Here is a 19185-nt window from a genome sequence, read left to right as displayed (position 1 = left end):
CGTAGTCCTTACTCGTAGTCCTTCAGCGCCTCCGCGAGCTCCCGCAGGGCGTCGGCCTGGGTGAAGGCCGCCCCCGTCGTCCGCTCGGACTCATGGCGGACGGGACCGAGAGCGGCACGCGCGGCGGTCTCCGTGCGCTCGGCGCCGGTGCGTTCCTGGGTGGGACGGGGGTGACCGCCGCGCCAGGAAGTACCGGCGGCGAGCAGACGGGCCGCTCGAGGATGGTCGCCGAGCTCGGCCAGCAGGCCCGCCGTGCTCTCGACGAAGCTCGCCGTCACCACGTCGGCGCACCGTCCCGTCACCGCCGCGGCCAACGCGTCGACCATCTTGCGCAGGCCGGGCTCCGGGCCGGACTCGGCGGCCGTCACGAGCGCCTCGACCCAGTTCAGCGCCGCCATGAACTGTGGCGGCGGGGTGCCGCGGACGGTCATCTCGCACGCCTGCTCCCACTGTTCGCGCGCGAAGGCGACCTCGCCGTCGTCCAGGGCCAGCTGGGCGCGGAGCAGGCGGACGAAGGCGCGGGAGTCCGTCACGCTGTACCGCTCGGCCGCGGCGTTCGCCTCGTCCAGGGCGGTCAGCGCCTGCGAGCGCTCGCCCGCGCGGTAGGCGAGCTCGGCCAGCCGCGCCATGAGGAAGGGTGTCTCGGCGTACGCGCCGACCTCGAAGGCCAGCCGCAGTGCCTCCTCGTACTCACCCTTGGCCTCGTCGTAGAAACCGCGCGCCATGGCCGTCTCCCCCGCGGCGCTGCACACCTGGGCGCGCACCCAGCGGTCGCCCACCCGCCGGCTGAGCACCCGCAGCTCCGCGAGGTCGTCGTCCACGCCCGGCATGCCGCCCGGGGCGTCGACGACCATGTGCGTACGGAACATCAGGGTGACGCCGATCTCCCACTCCCCGCCGTACACACGGCAGTTGGCGAGCGCCGTGTCCATCGACGGACGCACGTCGTGCCAACCGCTCAGGAAGAAGGCGGTCAACGGCCAGACGATGCCCGGCATGGTCGCCGCGTGCGGGCCGCCCTTCTCGAAGAAGTCCCGCACCCGCAGGATGTACTCCGGTATCCACGGATACGCCCCCGCGTCCAACGGATCGGTCTCCACGAGCATGAACAGGTGCAGCATGCGCGCCCGCATCCGCATGCCGTGCAGCGGATGGGACTCCTCGTGGTCCGGGGCGTCGAGGAAGGCGGCCAGCGGGTCGAAACGGTCCAGGTCGGCGAAGAGGTCGCCACCGTCGCGGCCCTCGCACCCGTCGCCACCGTCGCCACCCTCCCCGCCGTGCGACCGGTTCGCCTCGGACACGACGCCCCTCGCGTCGAGCGCCACGCCCAGCCGCAGCAGGCGGTCCGTCCATTCCCCGCCTTCGCGGCGGAAGTTGCGCAGCCACCAGAACCAGCCCATGGCGAGGACGATCGCGCCGGCGTCCTCCTCCGCGCCGGCGGCGATCGCGCGGTGCAGGGCCGCCCGGATGTTGTCGAGCTCGGTCTCCAAGCGGTGGATCCAGGGCAGCTGCGCGGCGGAGCGCAGCAGTGGCTCGGCCTCCTCGACGAGGTCCCGCGCCCACGCGCGGTGGCGCCGCTCGGCCGCGGCGCGCAGCTCGGGGACTTCGGCGGCGCGCTCGGTGGCGTACTCGTGGATTGTCTCCAGCATGCGGTACCGCATGCCGCCACTGCCGCTGTCCTCGTCGTAAGGGGCGGTGAACGGGGTCGCGACGATCAGCGACTTGTCGACGAGCGCCCCGACGACACCGGCCACGCCATCGGCGACCGGACCGGTGAGGGAACCCGTACAGACGGCTTCGGCGGCCGTGAGGTCCCAGCCGCCCGCGAAGACGGACGCCTCGCACAGCACGGCCCGCTCCCGTTCGTCGAGCAGGTCCCAGGACCAGTCGACGACCGCGCGCAGGGTCTGCTGGCGGGGCAGCACCGTGCGGCTTCCGGAGGTGAGCAGCCGGAAGCGGTCGTCGAGCCGGTCGGCGATCTGGCGGGGTGCCAGCAGCCGCAGGCGCGCGGCGGCCAGCTCGATGGCCAGGGGCAGGCCGTCGAGCCGCCTGCAGATCTCGTCCACCGCATCGAAGTCGTGGAGCGCGGCGTCGGCGTCGGGACGTACGGCCGCCGCGCGCTCCATGAAGAGCCGGCGCGCGGGGTCGGGCGGCAGGGGCTCGACCGGGCGCACCAACTCGCCGGGGACGCCGAGGGGTTCACGGCTGGTGGCGAGGATGGTGAGCCCCGGACAGCGGGTGAGCAGGGTCTCGGCGAGTTCGGCGGCCGCGCCGATGACGTGCTCGCAGTTGTCAAGGATCAGGAGCTGGCTGCGCGGGGCGCAGTACTCGACAAGCAGGCCGAGCGGGTCGTCCTGGCCGACCATCGCCATCTCGTGGGTCATCAGCACGGTCTCGCGCAGACCGAGGGCGCTGACCACCGCGCCCGGGACCGCCTCGGGCCGGTCGAGCGGGGCCAGCTCGACCAGCCACGCCTGCGGGAGCCCGGCGGCGGCTTCCTCGGCGAGGCGGGTCTTTCCCGAACCGCCCGGTCCGGTCAGCGTGACCAGGCGTGCCCTCTGCACATCCGAACGGATCGCGTCGAGTTCGGGTTCCCGGCCGACGAAGGAGTTCAGACGGGGGCGGAGGTTGCCGGTGCGTTCGGGGTCGAGGCGGGGGTCGCCGGGTCGGAGGTGTCCGTCCTCGCTCGGATCCGGAGCCGGTCGCTCTTCGAAGGAGCCGGTGTCGACGCGGCGGCCACTACGGGTGGGCGCCTCCGCCACGTCCCCTTCCCGCCGTACGCGATTGTCGGCGCTTACGGGGGCGGCTGCCTGCCCGCCCGCTTCCGCCGGGGCGAGCAACTCCGCGTGCAGCCTCCGCAGTTCCCCGCCGGGATCCGCACCCAGGCCCTCCTGGAGGGCGCGGCGCACCCCTTCGTACGCGGCGAGCGCGTCCGCTCCCCGGCCCGCGTCGCGCAGGGCGCGGATGAGCAGGGCGTGCAGGGCCTCGTCGTACGGGTGGGCGGTTGTCAGCTCCTTCAACTCCGGTACGACATCGGGGGCGCGGCCCAGTCGCAGGTCCGCCTCGATGCGGGCGCGCGTGGCCTCCAGGCGGAGCGCGTCCGGGCGGGTGGCGGCGTCTCGGTCGGGGAGGTCTGCGAGAGCCGGGCCGTGCCACAGGGCGAGGGCGTCGCGCAGGGTGCGGGCGGCGGTGGACGCGTCGCCGCGATCGAGGGCGGCCCTGCCCTCTCGTACCCGCCGTTCGAAGACGAACAGGTCGACGTCGTCCTTGGCGGCCCGCAACCGGTAGCCGCCCGTCTCCGAGGCGACCGCGTCCTTGCCGATCGCCCGGCGCAGGCGGCCGACCAGGGCCTGCAACGCCGCCGGGGCGTCCAGTGGGGGGTCGTCCGCCCATACCTCGTCGATCAGGGTCTGGGGGGTGGTCGTGCGGTCCGTTCGTCGGGCGAGCGCCGTGAGCAAGGCGCGTACCCGGGGGCCGCCCAGCGCGACCGGGGCCCCCTGATCATCCTCCGCCTGGGCGACCCCCAGGATTCTGTACCGCACCCGCCCATTCTCACCTCGCCCCGTGCGCGGGGCCGAGGCTTTCCCCGGCGGGCCTGAGCCCAGGTTCTTCGCCCCCGCCGCCCCTACCCGTCCCGTCCTCAACCTGGGGGCTCCGCCCCCAGCCCCCCGATCGGCCTGAACGGCCTCGTCCTCGAACGCCGGACAGGCTGAAACATGCACGCCTGGGCGAGTGGGCCGCCCCTTCAAACGCCGGACACCCCAAGGCTTTTAGGGGCGCGAGGAACTGCGCGAACAACCCCCACCGACCCCGCAGACGAACGGCTCACGGTGGACGGGGTACCGGCCCGCAGGCGGTCGCGCGCCGAAGGGGCCGTGGCGGTGCGTCGTAAGCCCGTCGCTTACGTTCGGGGCTGGACGCGGCTCCCTGTAGGGCAGGTCTGATCCGGCGGCGACGGGCTCGACGTACCGGCACGGCCCCGACCCGACGACAATCCACCTGTACCGCTAGCCCCGCCCCCCGGCCCCCGCCCCCAACGCCCGCCCCTGCGGCACGATCCCCGCGGGTACGGCCCGTTGGCGGGCGGGTGTGCCCGTCCAGCAGGTGCCGCGGCGGGCCAGCAGGCGGCGCAGCCACAGTTCCAGGGAGACAAGATCCGCCAGCCCGTCCAGCGGCAGCGGCTCCCCCGCCGCGGCCGCCCGCAGGGCCTTGCGGACGACCCGTGCCTCGACGAGCCCCGCCTGCGCCAGCAGAGGAGTGTCGAACAAGGCGATCAGGGAATCCGCGGCCACCCGCAACCCCGTCCGCGCGGCCGCCGCCGAGGACGCGTGCGACGGCGCGCCCCAGCCGGGCGGCAGATCGGCCACCCCGGCGCCCTCCAGAACGGTCCGGAGGATCGCCGCGCGTGCCCCGGGCTGCACCCGCAGCGCCTCCGGCAACTCACGGCACGCGCGGACGACCTGGTTGTCCAGGAACGGCGCGTGCAGCCGCTGGAAGCGGATCTCGGCGGCCTGCTCCAGGACGCGAAGATCGGCGGCGTGGCGCGCGAGCGCCGCCCGGGCGCGGAAGTCACCGGGCCGCTGCCCGGGACCGACCGCCCCCGTCCGACCTGCGGCTCCTTGTAGGCGAACCGATACTTCAGCCAGCGCCTCACCGGTCAGCCAACGCGCCGCGGGACCAGGCCTGGCCCAGGTGAGCGCAGCGAGTGACGCACCCACCGCGCCTCCCGGTTCGTCGAAGCGCCGGTGCAGCAGCCGGTCGGCGAGAACGTCGACGCCGGTCCGGTACGGCGTACGGGCGAGCTTGCGCGCGGCCCCGTACACGCGCGCGGGAACCATGACGGACCCGTCCGCCTTCGCCAACGCGGCGACGGGCCGGACCAGATGGCGTCTCTTGCGGTCCATCAGCAGGTCGGCCAGGCGCGCGGGGTGCGCGTCCAGGACCTGCCGGGCCCCGTATCCCGTGAAGTGGTCCGCGCTGCCGGAGGACAGCCGCGCACGGTGTCGTGCGGCCGTCACCAGCGACGGCCCCGGCTCATCCGTCAGCGGCCCGTCCAGGTCGGCGTACGGAAGCGTCTCTTCGCCGCCGGCGACGACCACGTGGTGCAGCCGGGGATTCGCGGCGAGCGTCCCGGCCCGCTCCACCTCGGCCTCCCGTCCGCGGACGGCAAGGTCGTTGAAGGTGACGGCGAGGAGCCGCTCACCGGCGCCCGTGCCGTGCCCGAGGACGGTGCCGGGCGCTCCCGGCAGCCCCGCCGCGAGCAGGGCCAGCGTCCCGGAGGCGGGCCCTCCGGAGAGGTCGGCCCCGATTCCCGGCACGGGCATCCCGCGCGCCGCGCGCCGCTCCGCGGGCCCCATCCCGGGTACGGGCCCGGGGTCGATGTCGGTCCCGGGTACGTGCCGGGGAGCGGCGAGGCGCGCGCGTACGGCCTCCACGAGGGCGTCCCGGACGCCGTCCACCGCGCTGTCGGGGTCCGCGGTGGGCGCGGCGACGGCGAGGGAGGCGACGGGCTCGTAGCCGGCGACCTCGCGGGCACCCGCGCGCATGATCAGCGCGTGCCCCGGCGGAATGCGTCGTACGCCGTCGTACGGGGTCGAGTCGTGGACCGCGGCCGGTACGTCGGGGGCGGCGAGCAGGGCCGCCAGGTGCCCGAAGTCGAGGTTGGCCTCGATGAGGTCGGCCAGCGGCAGGGCGGCGGTCGCGTAGGCCGTACCGCCCGCCCAGGGGGTGTGGAAGACGGGCCGCGCGCCCGCGAGGTCGCCCGCGACGGTGGTGCGGCGGCCGACCTGGACGACGGCGGTGTAGCTGCCGGACCAGGCGGTGAGGTGGCGCAGTGCCCCGCCGCGCGCGGCGAAGAGGCCGACCTTGAGTTCCTCGTCGCTCGCTCCGCAGGTGCCGAGGACGGCGATCCGGTTCTGCGCGTCGGCCTTGATGACGCGGACCTCGTCGGGGCGCCAGTCGCCGACCGCCCAGAGCGGATCGGGGTCGCCCCACAGGAGTTGGGAACCCACCGGGTGCACGGTCTCGCCGTCGCTTCCGGTCGCGCCCGCCCTGCCGATCTCGGGCGCTCTGGCGGCGGTACTGCTCCACCCCACCAACCACCGCATCGACGCCTCCACAGGCTGTGGACAACCAGTGCACCGTACGAACTCGGCTCCATGCTGCCACGAAGACCGCGTACGGGAGGGCCCCTGCGGCGGCTTGCGCCCCCTGGAATGCGCCCCCGCGAATACGTTCGCGCCGTTGGGAGGCCGCTGCAAAGCCGATCCGAAGCAGATGCGAACACCCGCCCGAGGCAAGGCGATCACGAGAGATTCACTGGGAACGACGAGTGGGCGGGGGTGGATCGGCGACGCGAATGCGCCCCCGATACGCTCCCCGAAAGCACCTCATGCGCCCTCAAGTGACGTGGTAGGAGCGCTATTTGCCCGCAAAGGCCACCGTCGATTTTCGGCCAAATCGGCTGCGGGCGGACAGCCGCGCACACGCTCCGTACAGGCCCTGCGCACCGCTCCGGCAACGCACAGTCCGGGAGGCGGAGTTCGCCTCCCGGACCGGTCCGCCGCCCGCGGGGATGTAGGCGGCGGTGTCCCCCAGCCCACTGGATCCAGTACAGCGGGCCGACCCACGCACGGTCCATGGAAGCGCTCCCCCGGTGGCCGGAGAAGAGCGCACGGACGGGCGCACAGCCACACAGCGGGAGCACGATGCAACCGTCCGTACTTCCGTACGGACCACAATCCCGCCATCCGGAACAACGCCCCTTAACGCTTGGGATGCGGCGAACTACGCTGGGTTTACGAATGCCGCATGGTTATGCCAGCGCGGCAGCCGTCTGTGTCGAGGGGTGGCGCATGTCCAGGGAGCAACGCGGGCCGAACGAAAAACTCGGCGCCGTTCTCGCCCTCGCGGGAATCAGCAACGCAGGACTCGCGCGGCGCGTCAACGATCTTGGCGCTCAACGCGGGTTGACTCTTCGCTACGACAAGACGTCGGTGGCGCGCTGGGTGTCGAAGGGAATGGTGCCGCAGGGTGCGGCGCCGCATCTCATCGCGGCCGCCATCGGCCAGAAGCTCGGCCGCCCGGTGCCGCTCCACGAGATCGGTCTGGCGGACGCGGATCCCGCGCCCGAAGTGGGCCTCGCCTTCCCCCGTGACGTCGGGCAGGCGGTGCGGTCGGCCACCGAGCTGTACCGCCTCGACCTGGCCGGCCGCCGGGCCGGCAGCGGCGGCATCTGGCAGTCCCTGGCGGGATCCTTCGCAGTGAGCGCTTACGCGACTCCCGCCTCACGGTGGCTGATAACCCCGGCCGACAGTTCGGTGGCGCGGGACGTGAACCCTTCCGAGGGCTCCGGAGCACCACTGAAAGTCGGCCACAGCGATGTGCAGAAGCTCCGCGAGGCAGCAGAGGACGCCAGGCGCTGGGACTCCAAGTACGGAGGTGGCGACTGGCGTTCGTCGATGGTGCCGGAATGTCTGCGGGTCGAGGCGGCGCCGCTGCTGCTCGGCGCCTACTCCGACGAAGTGGGCAGAGCCCTCTTCGGGGCGAGTGCCGAGCTGACCCGCCTGGCGGGCTGGATGGCCTTCGACACGGGCCAGCAGGAGGCCGCCCAGCGCTACTACATCCAGGCCCTGCGCCTGGCCCGAGCCGCCGCCGACGTCCCGCTGGGCGGCTACGTACTGGCCTCCATGTCCCTCCAGGCGACCTACCGCGGCTTCGGCGACGAGGGCGTCGACCTCGCCCAGGCCGCCCTGGAGCGCAACCGGGGACTCGCCACCGCCCGCACCATGAGCTTCTTCCGCCTCGTCGAGGCACGCGCCCACGCGCGCGCGGGTGACGCCCAGGCGGCCGGCGGGGCCCTGAAGTCCGCGGAGGGCTGGCTGGAGCGGGCCCGGGACGGCGACCACGACCCGAGCTGGCTCGGCTTCTACTCGTACGACCGTTTCGCGGCCGACGCGGCCGAGTGCTACCGCGACCTGAAGGCGCCGCGCCAGGTCCGCCGCTTCACCGAGCAGGCACTGTCGAAGCCGACGGAGGAGTTCGTACGCTCCCACGGTCTGCGACTGGTGGTGTCGGCGGTCGCCGAGCTCGAGTCGGGCAATCTCGACGCGGCATGCGAGCAGGGCGTACGGGCGGTGGAGGTCGCCGGGCGGATTTCCTCCGCGCGCACGACGGAGTACGTGAAGGACCTTCTGCACCGTCTGGAGCCCTATGGCGACGAACCGCGTGTGGTGGAGCTGAGGGAGCGGGCACGGCCGCTGCTGATGGCCCCGGCCTAGGTGCGGGTGCCTTCGCGTCCGCCGGGTTGTCGTGGTCTTGGGGCCGCGGGTTGTCCGGGGCCGGTCGCGCCCCACGCGGCGGAGCCGCACAATGACGCAGCCCCGCGCCCCTTCGGGGGCGCGGCCCACTTCCTGGGTTTGAAGGCGTTGTCAGTGGCGCAGTGCACTCTTGAAGCCGGGAGGTGGAACAGGTGCGGGTCGCTTACGACTGCGATGTGCTGGTGATCGGCGGCGGGATCGTCGGCCTGGCGACGGCGTATGCGATCACGCGCGCCGCGCCGGGCACGCGGGTGACGGTGCTGGAGAAGGAGCGGGGCCCCGCCCGTCATCAGACGGGGCGCAACAGCGGGGTGATCCACAGCGGGATCTACTACCGGCCCGGCTCGCTGAAGGCGCGGTACGCCGTGCGGGGCGCCGCCGAGATGGTGAAGTTCTGCGCGGAGTACGACATCGCGCACGCCGTCACCGGAAAGCTGATCGTCGCCACGGAGAAGGCGGAGCTGCCCCGTCTGCACGGGCTCGTGCAGCGCGGCCGGGAGAACGGGATTCCGGTGCGGGAGCTGGGCCCCACCCAAATAGCGGAGTACGAGCCACAGGTGCGCGGCCTCGCCGCGATCCACGTCGGCACGACGGGGGTGTGCGACTTCGTCGCCGTGGCCCGGCAGCTCGCCGAGTCCTCCGGGGCGGAGATCCGGTACGGGGCGCAGGTCGTCCGCATCGACCGCCGGCCCGCGCTCGGTGTCGCCGTCCGCACGGCGGACGGGGCGGTCGTGCGGGGACGGGTGCTGGTCAACTGCGCCGGGCTGCACTGCGACGAGATCGCGCGCCTGGCCGGGGACGAACCCGGCATGCGGATCATCCCCTTCCGCGGCGAGTACTACTCCCTGGCGCGTCCCGAGCTGGTCCACGGCCTGGTCTACCCGGTCCCCGACCCCGCCTTCCCCTTCCTCGGCGTGCACCTCACCCGGGGGATCGACGGAGACGTCCACATCGGGCCCAACGCGGTGCCCGCGCTCGCCCGGGAGGGGTACGGGTGGGGGGTCGTCCGGCCCCGTGAGGTGGGCGTGGCCGTGGCGTGGCCCGGTTCCTGGCGGATGGCGCGGCGGCACTGGCGGTACGGGGCGGGGGAGCTGCGGCGGTCGGTGTCCAAGGCGGCGTTCACCGGGGCCGTGCGGCGGCTGCTGCCGGCGGTGACGCCGGACGACCTGATCCCGGCCTCGGCCGGTGTCCGGGCCCAGGCCGTCCTGAGGGACGGCACCCTGGCGGACGACTTCCTCATCGAGGAGGGCCCGCGGACCGTGCACGTGCTGAACGCACCGTCGCCCGCCGCCACGGCTTCGCTCCCTATCGGGCGGGAGATCGCGCGCAGGGCGCTCGGGGTGCTGGCGGGGGCGTGACGGGGTGACCGGTCTGAGTTTCCCGCCCCCGCCGCCCCTACCCGTCCCCTCCCGAACCCGGGGGCTCCGCCCCCAGCCCCCCGGGTTTGTTCCTTGTCCGCGCGCGAGTGGGGGCTGGTCGCGCGGTTCCCCGCGCCCCTCAAGGCGCCGGCGCACATCTTTCAGCCCGTCCGACGTTCGAGGAGGAGGGCGGGAGAGTGTTCTCGGGGGCGCCGTAAAATCGGCTTCACTGTGTCTGACTCCATTGACTCCCCCGAAGAGCCCCGGTCCAGCTCCGTCGCCGGAGGTGAGCCCTATCGGCATGCCCGTGCCAAGGGGGAACCCCGGTTCCCCGATGGTCCGAAGGCCGACCCCGCCGGATCGCACTTCGAGCGGCGCATCCGGAGTTTCCAGCCGCGGCGCAGCCGGGTCACCACGGGCCAGGCGGACGCCTTGCAGCGGCTGTGGCCCAAGTGGGGGCTCGATATCGACGGGCAGCGGGTGATCGATCTCGCCGAGTTGTTCGGGGGCGAGCGGCCCGTCGTGCTGGAGATCGGGTTCGGGATGGGCGAGGCCACCGCGCGGATGGCGGCGGAGGACCCGAAGACGGGGATCCTGGCCGTCGACGTGCACACGCCGGGTCAGGGCAACCTGCTCAATCTCGCGGACCAGAACGGGCTCACCAATGTCCGGGTCGCCAACGGTGACGCGATCATTCTGCTCAGGGAGATGCTCACGCCAGATTCCCTGAGCGGGCTGCGCGTGTACTTTCCCGATCCCTGGCCCAAGAAGCGGCACCACAAGCGCCGGCTGATCCAGCCGGAGTTCCTCAGCCTCGCCGCGACCCGCCTCAGGCCCGGCGCCCTCGTGCACTGCGCGACCGACTGGGAGCCGTACGCCGAGCAGATGCTGGAAGTGCTGAGCGCTCACCCGGACTTCGAGAACACCCGGCCGGACGGCGGTTACGCGCCTCGTCCGGACTTCCGGCCGCTGACCCGTTTCGAGGGTCAGGGACTGGAGAAGGGTCATGTGGTGAACGACCTCCTGTTCCGGCGCGTACAGCACCAAGACCAGGACACATCCGGCGACTGAAGACCCGCGGACGAACACCGGCAGGCGCCGTCGCGGGCAGCGCCCCTCCCTCGTTAGGGTCAATGCCGTGGCCACCTTTCCCCCGTACCCGACGTATCCCGGCGGTCCCACCGGTGGGCCGGCCGACGGTGCGCTGCGGCACGCGCACTGGTGGCAGCGGAAGTGGGTGCGTTACGGCGCGCTGATCACCCTGCTCGCGCTCTCCGGCCTCGTCATCCTGGCGCTGGTCCGCCAACAGACCGGCACCGAGGGCTTCCTGGTCGGGCTCGGCCTCGCCGTGCTGCCCGTGCCGCTGCTCGTCGCCGCGTTCCGCTGGCTGGACCGGGTGGAGCCCGGCCCCTGGCGCAACCTGCTCTTCGCCTTCGCGTGGGGCGCCTGCGCGGCGGCGCTGATAGCGATCGTCGCCAACAGTTTCGCGACCAGATGGATAGCGACCGCCACCGCTGACCCGACCAGCGCCGACACCCTCGGCGCGACCGTCATAGCGCCGATCGTGGAGGAGTCCGCGAAGGCCGCCGCCGTGCTCCTGGTCTTCCTCTTCCGCCGCCGGGACTTCACGGGGATCGTCGACGGGGTCGTCATAGCCGGAGTCACCGCCACCGGCTTCGCCTTCACCGAGAACATCCTCTATCTCGGCACCGCCTTCGGCACGGACCAGCTCAACGGCGACCACGGCCTGGCCTCCGTCACCGCCGCGACCTTCTTCGTCCGCGTCGTGATGTCGCCCTTCGCGCACCCCCTGTTCACCGTGCTCACCGGCATCGGCTTCGGCGTCGCGGCACTGTCCGCCGAGCGCCAGCATGTGCGCCGCGTCCTGCTGCCCCTGACCGGACTGCTGCTCGCCATGGGCATGCACTCCATGTGGAACGGCTCGTCGAACTTCGGGGAGTACGGCTTCTACGCGGTGTACGGGGCGTTCATGGTGCCCGCGTTCGGTCTGCTCACCTTCCTCGTCATCTGGACGCGGCAGCGGGAGCTGAAGACCGTACGGACCGAACTTCCGGCGTACGCGGCGGCCGGGTGGCTCACCCCGCCCGAGCCGTACGTGCTCGGCTCGATGCGGGCGCGGCGGCTGGCCCGCGATTACGCCGCCCACCACTTCGGCAGGACGGCGGCGCGCTCGGTCGCGCAGTACGAGGCGTACGCGACCTCGCTGGCGTTTCTGCGCCACCGGGGGCGCAGTGGCCGCGCCAACGCCGACTTCGTCGTACGGGAGCGGGAGTTGCTGCACGAGCTGTGGCGTCGACGGGAGGTCGCCCGCCCCTCCCTCGCGTACGCGGCGCACAGGGCGGCCCCGGCCGTAACGGTGCCGCCGCAGGTACCGCCGCCGTGGCCCGGGTACGGCTACCCGTCGGTGCCCGGCCAGGCGAACCCCGCCGCGTCCCCGTACTCCGCCGGTGCGACGACGCCGTATCCCGCCCCGGCGACGCCCTACCCCGCGTACAACCCCTACCGGTCGTAGGCCTCAGGCGGACGCTTCCGTCAGCCTGGCCACCTCCGCGTCCGTCAGGGTCAGGTCCGCGACCGCCAGCAGGGCCGGCAGCTGCTCGACCGTCCGCGCGGAGGCGATGGGCGCCGCGACCGTCGGCCGGGCGGCGAGCCACGCGAGGGCGACCGTGGCGACCTCGGCGTCATGGGCCCCGGCGACCTCGTCGAGGGCGGCCAGGACGCGGATGCCGCGCTCGGTGTCGAGGTGCTTGCCCGCGCCCTCGGCCCGCGCGGAGTCGACCGTCGTGCCCGGGCGGTACTTGCCGGTGAGGAAGCCGGACGCGAGCGCGAAGTACGGGACGGCGGCCAGGCCGGTCCGGGAGGCGACCTCCTGGAGCGGGCCCTCGTAGGTGTCGCGCGAGACGAGGTTGTAGTGGGGCTGGAGGGCGACGTACCGCGCGAGGCCCTCGCGGTCGGAGAACTCCACGGACTCCGTGAGCCGCTCGGCGGAGATGTTGGAGGCGGCGATCTCCCGGACCTTGCCGGCCCGGACCAGTTCGTCCAGCGCGCCGATGATCTCCTCGACCGGCACCGAGGTGTCGTCGAAGTGGGTGTAGTAGAGGTCGATGTAGTCCGTGCCGAGGCGGCGCAGCGAGGCGTCGGCGGCGGCCCTGATGTTCGCCGCGGACAGGCCCTTGTACTCGGGGTGGGTACTGACCTTGGTGGCGAGGACGACGTCGGAGCGGTTGCCGCGCGCGGCGAACCACTTGCCGATGATCGTCTCCGACTCACCGCCCTTGTGGCCGGGGACCCAGGCGGAGTAGCCGTCGGCGGTGTCGACGAAGTTGCCGCCCCCGGCCGTGTACGCGTCGAGCACGGCGAAGGACTGCGCCTCGTCGGCGGTCCAGCCGAAGACGTTGCCGCCTAGGGAGAGCGGGAAAACTTCGAGGTCGGAGGAGCCGAGCTTGCGGAGAGAAGTCATGCCTTATTTCAACAGCCGTACCGGATTGCCGTATTCCGCTACACGGCCCCTGGGAACGATCAGGGGTTGATGCCCTTGCTCTGCAGCCACGCCATCGGGTCGATCGCGCTGCCGCCGCCCGGGTGAACCTCCAGGTGCAGATGCGGCCCGGTCACGTTGCCGGTCGCGCCCACGCGCCCGATGACGTCGCCGGTGGCCACCTTCTGGCCCACGCTGACGCTGATGGACGACTGGTGGCAGAACCACAGCTCCGTGCCGTCGTCGAGGGTGAGGATGGTGCGGTAGCCGTACGAGCCGGCCCAGCCCGCCTCCGTGATCGTGCCGCTGTGGATGGCCTTGATCAGAGTGCCGGTGGGGGCCGCGAAGTCGAGGCCGGTGTGGTACCCGGAGGACCACATGGAACCGGCGTCACCGAAGCGGGAGGTCAGGGTGTACGAGGAGGTCGGCAGCGAGTAGCTCTTGGCGAGCTCGGCGAGGCGCGCGGCCTCGGCCTTCTGCTTGGCGTCCTCGTCCGCCTTCTTCTTCGCGGCGGCGACCTTGGCCTCGGCGTCGTCCTTCTGCTTGGCGGCCAGCGCGACCGCCTTCTTCGCGGCGGCGGACTCGGCGGCGTCCTGGGCCGCCTTGTCGATCTGGTCCTGCTGCGACTCGGCCTGCTGGATGATGCGGGCGCGCAGCGCCTCGCCCGCGTCCTTGTTGCCCTGCGCGGCGTCGGCGCTGGTCACGCCGGCGCTGGTGAGCGGGGTGGCGGAGCCCTTCGGCGTGCTGGAACCACCGTCGGATATCAGCGCCTTGGCCGATTCGGTGACCGAGGAGAGGTCGGGCAGCGAGATGGAGACCGGCGGCTTGCCGGGCGCCGCGGTGGCCATGCCGCCCGCGCCGACGGCGGCGATGACGCCGACGCCCAGGACCGTGGAGCTGCGGGCGAGTCCCCCGCCACGCTGCTTGGAGACGCGGTGCCGGCCGCGGAGGGGACGGATGGAATCCTCGGTGGGGTTCCACTCCTCCCAGGGGCCCTCGTCCTTGCCGTAGGCGTAGCCAAATGTCTGGGTGTCGTTCGGCGGGAACGAAGTGGGCTGGGCGGGCCGGTTGGACGCCACGTGGGCGTGCTCCTTTCCTTCCTTCTCGCCTACCGGGTTAGCTGACGGGTTCGGAGCAGGAAGGTCTCCTACGCGCGTCAACCCACGGTGTCTCCACCGTGAAAGACGCTCGATTCACCCCAAGTTGGTGGTTCCCCGGTTCCCTCACGGGATTCGGCGCGTGCGCACGGAGCCGACTCTTGTGACGGCTGGGACGACCGCGCTGCGTTATCGAACGTTAATAGACGCGGGTACCGGATTCCAAGCCGTTCGTACTGATCATTAACCACTTTTGGCCAGGACTTACCACCCACGACCGACGGAAATCGGGCGAGTTGGCCGCACCTGCCTACCTGGCGGTTGGCTACGGCCGCCGCACGGCGAGCAGCGCCATGTCGTCCGTCAGGGCGCCGCCCGTGTGGCGCCGGACCTCCTCCGCGAGCGTGGCCAGCAGGGCGTCGGGGCCGGGGAAGGTCCGTCCGGCCAGGCGCGCGGCCGGATCGTAGAAGCGCCCCTGCGCGTCGCGGGCCTCGGACAGTCCGTCCGTATGGAAGAGGAGCGTGGCCCCGTGCGGGAACTCCGCCTCCTCGGCACGGTCCGGCCAGCTGCCCAACTCGCCCATGCCGAGCGGCAGTGCGGGGTTCGCGGCGGCGAGCGTGACCAGCGTTCCGTCCGCGTGCAGGAGCAGCGGCGGCGGGTGGCCGCGGTTGACGATCCGTACGAGGTCGCCCTCGTGCGTGATCTCCGCGAGGACGGCGGTGGTGAACCCCTCGAAGGCGTCGAGCCCCTCGCGCCGGGTGCCCTCGCGGGCCAGCGCCCGCTCCAGCCGCTGCGCGACCGCCTCCGGCGTGGCCTCCTGCTCGGCCGCCTCCCGGAACGCCCCGATGACCACCGCGACGGCGGCCACCGCGTCCATGCCCTTCCCGCGCACGTCACCCACCGCCAGCCGTACGCCGTGCGGGGAGTCCTGCACCGCGTACAGGTCGCCGCCGATGAACGCGCCCGCCTGCGCGGCCTCGTAACGCGCCGCGACGTCGAGGCCGCCGATCCGCTGGTCGGGTTCCGGCAGGACGGCACGCTGGGCCGCCTCGGCGATCTGGTGGGCCGAGGCGAGTTGTTCGTCGGTGCGGCGGACGAGGATGTTGATGAGCACGGCCAGCACGCCGACGGTCGCCACGGTGGCGACCTCCGTGAGCGCGTCCACCTTGAGGACGATGCCGAGCCGGATGTGGATCGTGAGCACCGCGACGAGCGCCGTGACGCCAGTGAGCACGGTGCCACGCAGGGAGAAGAGCGGCGCGGCCACGAGCGGCGCGGCCGTGAAGAGGGGGCCCGCGGTGAAGGCCATCGGGGTGAAGTAGTCGTAGAACGCGCCGACCAGGATGAGCAGTGCGGGCAGCACCCGGACGAGGCTTCGCGCCAAGGAGATCCGGCTCCGGTCCGGCTCGGCCGGGCGGAGCATCGGCTCGTCCCCCAGCCCCGGATCGGGCACGGGGTCCTCGGGCAACCGCCCACCGGAGCGGTCGTACGGCTCCTCGTACGGCTCGCCGTACGGCTCCTCGGCCCGCTGCGCGCCTCCTTGCTGCTGCCCCACCCGTCCAGGCTTCCCGGCACGGGGGCGGGGGGCGAGTGGTGAGGGGCCGACCGGGGGATGCGTCAGTCCGAGCCCGACCACCGGACGCCGCCGCCCGCTCCGCCGCGCCCGTGGTGGTGCCCGGCCGGGGCGACGACGGTCCCGCCGTCCGGCACGAAGTCATGACCGCCGTGACAGACCCCGAGGAACAGCGCGCACACGGCGAGCAGCAGCGAGAGTGCCGGCGCGCGCCGGACCAGCCACCGAGGACGACTCATAGTGAGCGGAAGACTACAGAACGTCGGGTCGGCAGGGAAAGCCGGGGCGGGACGGTGAACGGGAAAACCGGGACGGCAAACGGGAAAGCCGGGCGGTGAACGCGGGAAAGCCGGGGCGGTGAACGGGAAAAAAACCAAGGGCCGGAACTCGTTTCCGAGTTCCGGCCCTTGGCCTTCAGTAGCGGGGACAGGATTTGAACCTGCGACCTCTGGGTTATGAGCCCAGCGAGCTACCGAGCTGCTCCACCCCGCGTCGTTGAAATTAGTGTACGCCATCCGCGGGGCCCGATTCACCAGGCTTTTCGCGGACGCCCGCGAGGCCGCCCCTACCCGGCCGCGAGAAGGTGCCGATTGGGCGCCACGGCCCGCTCCTCGAACTCCGGCAGTACGACGACATCCGCCCCCGCGGCCACGAGCAGACCGTTTCCGTCGGCCCCCGTCACGAACGTGTCGGGCTCGCGCCACGCGGTGACCACCCGCCGTACCCCCGCGTCGAGGATCAGCCGCGCACAGGGCGCGGGCCGGGACGCCCGCCGCGCGCACGGCTCCAGGCTGCTGTACACGGTGGCGGAGCGCAGCCGCGGATCCGCGGCATCGATCTTCGCGAGCGCCGCCTCCTCGGCGTGCACGACGGGATCGTCACTCTCCCGCGAGTGCCCGCGCGCCAGCTCGGTGCCGTCGGCCGCCACCACCACCGCCCCCACGCTGAACGCGGTCTCCGAGGGCGGGCACAGCGCCGCCAGCTCGCAGGCGACGCCCAGCCAGTGCCGGTCCGCGGCGGAGGCGACAGCGCCCGCCCCGGGTGCGGTGGGGACGTAACGGATGAGGACGACGTCCCCGACCGGCCGTGTCTCCGCCAGCCGCATCCGGCCCGGCGGATATCCCCCGGGTCCGAACAGCCGTGGCGCGTCCGGCTGCCCCACGAAGAGCGGCGCGACGGCGAGCTGCAGCTCGTCCGCCAGCCCCTGGGTCATCAGCTGGGTGTGCACGCGCCCCCCGCCCTCGACCATGAGCCGCCGCACCCCGCGTACGTCGTGGAGGTGTTCGAGCACGAAGGGCCAGTCCAGCTCGGCCCCGGTCGGGACCACGTCGACGTCCAGTCCGCGCAGGGCGTCGATGGCGCGTTCGGCGCCCTTGTCCGTCGTATAGACGGCCTTCTCGCCGCCCGTGTGCCAGAACTGGGCGTCCGGGTCGAGGTCGCCGGAGCCGCTGACGGTGACCTTCAGCGGGTACTCCGGGCGGCCGGCGGCGATCCGCGCCGCCCGGCGCTCGGCGGAGTTGACCAGCAGCCGGGGGTTGTCCGCGCGGATGGTGCCGGCGCCGATCAGGATCGCGTCGCTGGACGCCCGCACCTCGTCGACCCGGTCGAAGTCGGCCGGGCCCGAGAGCAGCAGGCGCCCGGGGCCCGTGTCGTCCAGGAAGCCGTCCAGGGAGACGGCGGCGGACAACAGGACATAGGGGTGGGGCATGGGGCGCACTCTCCAGCTCCGAGCGCAGGGGCTCTTAGTGGTTCAAGTTTTAAACAATACCTAGACTGGCGGCATGACGACCCGCTGGCTCTCCCCCGCCGAGCAGCGCGCCTGGCGCGCGTACATCGCCGCCGCCTCGCTCCTGGAGGACACGATCGACCGGCAGCTCCAGGCCGAGACCGGCATGCCCCACCTTTACTACTCCATCCTGGCCATGCTGTCCGAGGCGCCGGACCGGCGGCTGCGGATGACCGACCTCGCCGAGACACTGAAGATCACCCGCAGCCGGCTGACGTACGGCGTCACCCGGCTGGCGAACGACGGTCTGGTGCGCCGGGAGGGCTGCCACAGCGACAAGCGCACTCAGGTCGCGGTGCTCACGGACGAGGGGATGACCGTTCTGGAGCGGGCGGCGCCGGGTCACGCGGAGCAGGTCATGACGGCGGTCTTCGACCGGCTGACCCCGGAGCAGGTGGGGCAACTGGAGGAGATCTGCGGGGCCATCACCCGCGGCATCCAGGGGGAGAACCCCGGGGCCTGCGGGGAAGATCTGCCGTGGCGACGACGTTCCTCTTAGGTCAGTGGCGACGGCGTGCCTGGTAAGTCGGCGACGACCTTCCTCGCGAGCCGCACGACGACGCTCTTCGGGAGCCACACGACGCCACTCTTCGTGAGCCGTACGACACGGAATCGACCAAACCCGTTGCTTGAACTTTAAAGCACCGTGTACTGTCTGTCTCCGAGGCAGTGCTTCAAAACTGAAGCACCACCGGCACAACTCGCACGACACCCGCTGGACCGGAGAGACAACATGCGCGATTTCCCCACCGCCACGGTGCGCACCCGCGTCACTGTGCCCCTGCGCTTCGGCGACGGCTACTCGGTCGACGCGGAGTTGGTCACCTTCCACGGCCTCGCCGACGACAAGGAACACCTCGCCGTCGTGCTCGGCAAGCCCGGCGCGACCCCGCTGGTGCGGCTCCACTCCGAATGCCTGACCGGTGACGTCTTCGGCTCGGCCCGCTGCGACTGCGGCCCGCAGCTGCGCGAGGCGGTGGAGCAGATCGCGGAGCGCGGCGGAGTGCTCCTGTACCTCCGTCAGGAGGGCCGCGGCATCGGCCTCTACAACAAGCTGGACGCGTACGCCCTCCAGGACCAGGGCCTCGACACCTACGCCGCCAACGCCGCGCTCGGCCTGCCCGAGGACGGCCGCGACTACACCGCGGCGGCCCAGATGCTCCAGGCCCTCGGCATCGACGACCTGGACCTGCTCTCCAACAACCCGGACAAGGCCGAGCAGCTGCGCGACCTCGGCGTCACGGTCTCCCACCGCGTCCCGACGGGCGTCTTCACCACCGCCCACAACGTGCGCTACCTGCGCGCCAAGGTCCTCCAGACCCAGCACACACTCCCCCTGCCGGAACTCACGGCGGGCTGAGCCGTCGGACGGAACGCTCCCCGGACACACCGAAGCCCCAGGTCAGATTTCCCCTGACCTGGGGCTTTTCGGTAGACCCTGTGGGACTCGAACCCACAACCAATGGATTAAAAGTCCACTGCTCTGCCAATTGAGCTAAGGGTCCACACGCCGGCCCGTATCGATCCCGTGCCGATGCATCCCCGAGCATAGCC

General features: G+C 72.4%; 13 protein-coding genes, 2 tRNA genes and 1 riboswitch. Of the genes, 6 read left to right on the top strand and 9 right to left on the bottom strand.

Going from position 1 to position 19185, the window contains the following annotated elements:
- Positions 1-8 precede the first annotated feature (8 nt).
- Positions 9-3542 (bottom strand): AfsR/SARP family transcriptional regulator, encoded by a 3534-nt coding sequence (locus tag ACIQTP_RS34060; RefSeq protein WP_403407251.1) that lies wholly within the window; start codon positions 3540-3542, stop codon positions 9-11.
- Between the two features lie 465 nt (positions 3543-4007).
- Entirely contained in the window at positions 4008-6107 is a 2100-nt protein-coding gene (locus tag ACIQTP_RS34055) for an asparagine synthase-related protein (protein ID WP_403407249.1), read from the bottom strand.
- A 747-nt stretch (positions 6108-6854) separates the two neighbouring features.
- On the opposite strand from ACIQTP_RS34055, the gene ACIQTP_RS34050 reads away from it, so the two are divergent.
- The 4 genes from ACIQTP_RS34050 (at position 6855) to ACIQTP_RS34035 (ending at position 12209) form a co-directional block, all read left to right on the top strand.
- Entirely contained in the window at positions 6855-8279 is a 1425-nt protein-coding gene (locus tag ACIQTP_RS34050; protein WP_352053434.1) for an MFS transporter, read from the top strand.
- A 191-nt stretch (positions 8280-8470) separates the two neighbouring features.
- Positions 8471-9676: an L-2-hydroxyglutarate oxidase gene (gene lhgO, locus ACIQTP_RS34045; protein WP_403407247.1), complete on the top strand. Its 1206-nt coding sequence runs from the start codon at positions 8471-8473 to the stop codon at positions 9674-9676.
- A gap of 231 nt (positions 9677-9907) precedes the next feature.
- Positions 9908-10747 carry a tRNA (guanosine(46)-N7)-methyltransferase TrmB gene (gene trmB, locus ACIQTP_RS34040; RefSeq protein ID WP_403407246.1) on the top strand — a complete coding sequence of 280 codons (840 nt, stop codon included), beginning with the start codon at positions 9908-9910 and terminating at the stop codon, positions 10745-10747.
- A gap of 67 nt (positions 10748-10814) precedes the next feature.
- On the top strand, positions 10815-12209 hold the full coding sequence (locus ACIQTP_RS34035; RefSeq protein WP_403407244.1) for a PrsW family intramembrane metalloprotease: 1395 nt from the start codon (positions 10815-10817) through the stop codon (positions 12207-12209).
- Positions 12210-12212: 3 nt separating this feature from the next.
- Here the strand turns inward: ACIQTP_RS34035 and ACIQTP_RS34030 are convergent, their stop codons facing one another.
- From ACIQTP_RS34030 to ACIQTP_RS34005, 6 genes are all read right to left on the bottom strand, one after another.
- Positions 12213-13157 (bottom strand): aldo/keto reductase, encoded by a 945-nt coding sequence (locus ACIQTP_RS34030; RefSeq protein WP_403407242.1) that lies wholly within the window; start codon positions 13155-13157, stop codon positions 12213-12215.
- A 59-nt stretch (positions 13158-13216) separates the two neighbouring features.
- The gene (locus ACIQTP_RS34025; RefSeq protein ID WP_382123196.1) at positions 13217-14254 is read right to left on the bottom strand and encodes a M23 family metallopeptidase; all 1038 of its coding nucleotides are present in this window, start codon (positions 14252-14254) and stop codon (positions 13217-13219) included.
- A gap of 11 nt (positions 14255-14265) precedes the next feature.
- Positions 14266-14423, bottom strand: a riboswitch (cyclic di-AMP (ydaO/yuaA leader).
- 174 nt (positions 14424-14597) lie between these two features.
- On the bottom strand, positions 14598-15695 hold the full coding sequence (locus ACIQTP_RS34020; RefSeq protein WP_403407285.1) for a PP2C family protein-serine/threonine phosphatase: 1098 nt from the start codon (positions 15693-15695) through the stop codon (positions 14598-14600).
- Positions 15696-15889: 194 nt separating this feature from the next.
- Positions 15890-16084 (bottom strand): hypothetical protein, encoded by a 195-nt coding sequence (locus ACIQTP_RS34015; RefSeq protein WP_403407241.1) that lies wholly within the window; start codon positions 16082-16084, stop codon positions 15890-15892.
- Positions 16085-16263: 179 nt separating this feature from the next.
- Positions 16264-16337, bottom strand: a tRNA-Met gene (locus tag ACIQTP_RS34010).
- Between the two features lie 73 nt (positions 16338-16410).
- Positions 16411-17553, bottom strand: a complete 1143-nt coding sequence (locus ACIQTP_RS34005; RefSeq protein WP_403407240.1) for a dihydrofolate reductase family protein — start codon at positions 17551-17553, stop codon at positions 16411-16413.
- A gap of 73 nt (positions 17554-17626) precedes the next feature.
- On the opposite strand from ACIQTP_RS34005, the gene ACIQTP_RS34000 reads away from it, so the two are divergent.
- Together ACIQTP_RS34000 and ribA are read left to right on the top strand one after the other, a co-directional pair.
- Positions 17627-18130 (top strand): MarR family winged helix-turn-helix transcriptional regulator, encoded by a 504-nt coding sequence (locus ACIQTP_RS34000; RefSeq protein ID WP_402051335.1) that lies wholly within the window; start codon positions 17627-17629, stop codon positions 18128-18130.
- A gap of 234 nt (positions 18131-18364) precedes the next feature.
- The gene (ribA, locus tag ACIQTP_RS33995) at positions 18365-18991 is read left to right on the top strand and encodes a GTP cyclohydrolase II (protein ID WP_054230267.1); all 627 of its coding nucleotides are present in this window, start codon (positions 18365-18367) and stop codon (positions 18989-18991) included.
- 72 nt (positions 18992-19063) lie between these two features.
- Here ribA and ACIQTP_RS33990 read toward each other — a convergent pair.
- Positions 19064-19136, bottom strand: a tRNA-Lys gene (locus tag ACIQTP_RS33990).
- Positions 19137-19185: the final 49 nt, after the last annotated feature.

Origin of the sequence: Streptomyces sp. NPDC090798 (assembly GCF_044768965.1) — a bacterium.
In the GTDB taxonomy this organism is placed as follows: domain Bacteria; phylum Actinomycetota; class Actinomycetes; order Streptomycetales; family Streptomycetaceae; genus Streptomyces.
This window is presented reverse-complemented; position numbering and strand designations above follow the sequence as displayed.

Excerpts from the sequence above, each read along its gene's own strand:
- ACIQTP_RS34015 (WP_403407241.1), bottom strand. The coding sequence starts at position 16,084 with ATGAGTCGTCCTCGGTGGCTGGTCCGGCGCGCGCCGGCACTCTCGCTG.
- ACIQTP_RS34020 (WP_403407285.1), bottom strand. The coding sequence starts at position 15,695 with ATGCTCCGCCCGGCCGAGCCGGACCGGAGCCGGATCTCCTTGGCGCGA.
- ACIQTP_RS34055 (WP_403407249.1), bottom strand. The coding sequence starts at position 6,107 with ATGCGGTGGTTGGTGGGGTGGAGCAGTACCGCCGCCAGAGCGCCCGAG.
- ACIQTP_RS34005 (WP_403407240.1), bottom strand. The coding sequence starts at position 17,553 with ATGCCCCACCCCTATGTCCTGTTGTCCGCCGCCGTCTCCCTGGACGGC.
- ribA (WP_054230267.1), top strand. The coding sequence starts at position 18,365 with ATGCGCGATTTCCCCACCGCCACGGTGCGCACCCGCGTCACTGTGCCC.
- ACIQTP_RS34000 (WP_402051335.1), top strand. The coding sequence starts at position 17,627 with ATGACGACCCGCTGGCTCTCCCCCGCCGAGCAGCGCGCCTGGCGCGCG.
- ACIQTP_RS34030 (WP_403407242.1), bottom strand. The coding sequence starts at position 13,157 with ATGACTTCTCTCCGCAAGCTCGGCTCCTCCGACCTCGAAGTTTTCCCG.
- ACIQTP_RS34050 (WP_352053434.1), top strand. The coding sequence starts at position 6,855 with ATGTCCAGGGAGCAACGCGGGCCGAACGAAAAACTCGGCGCCGTTCTC.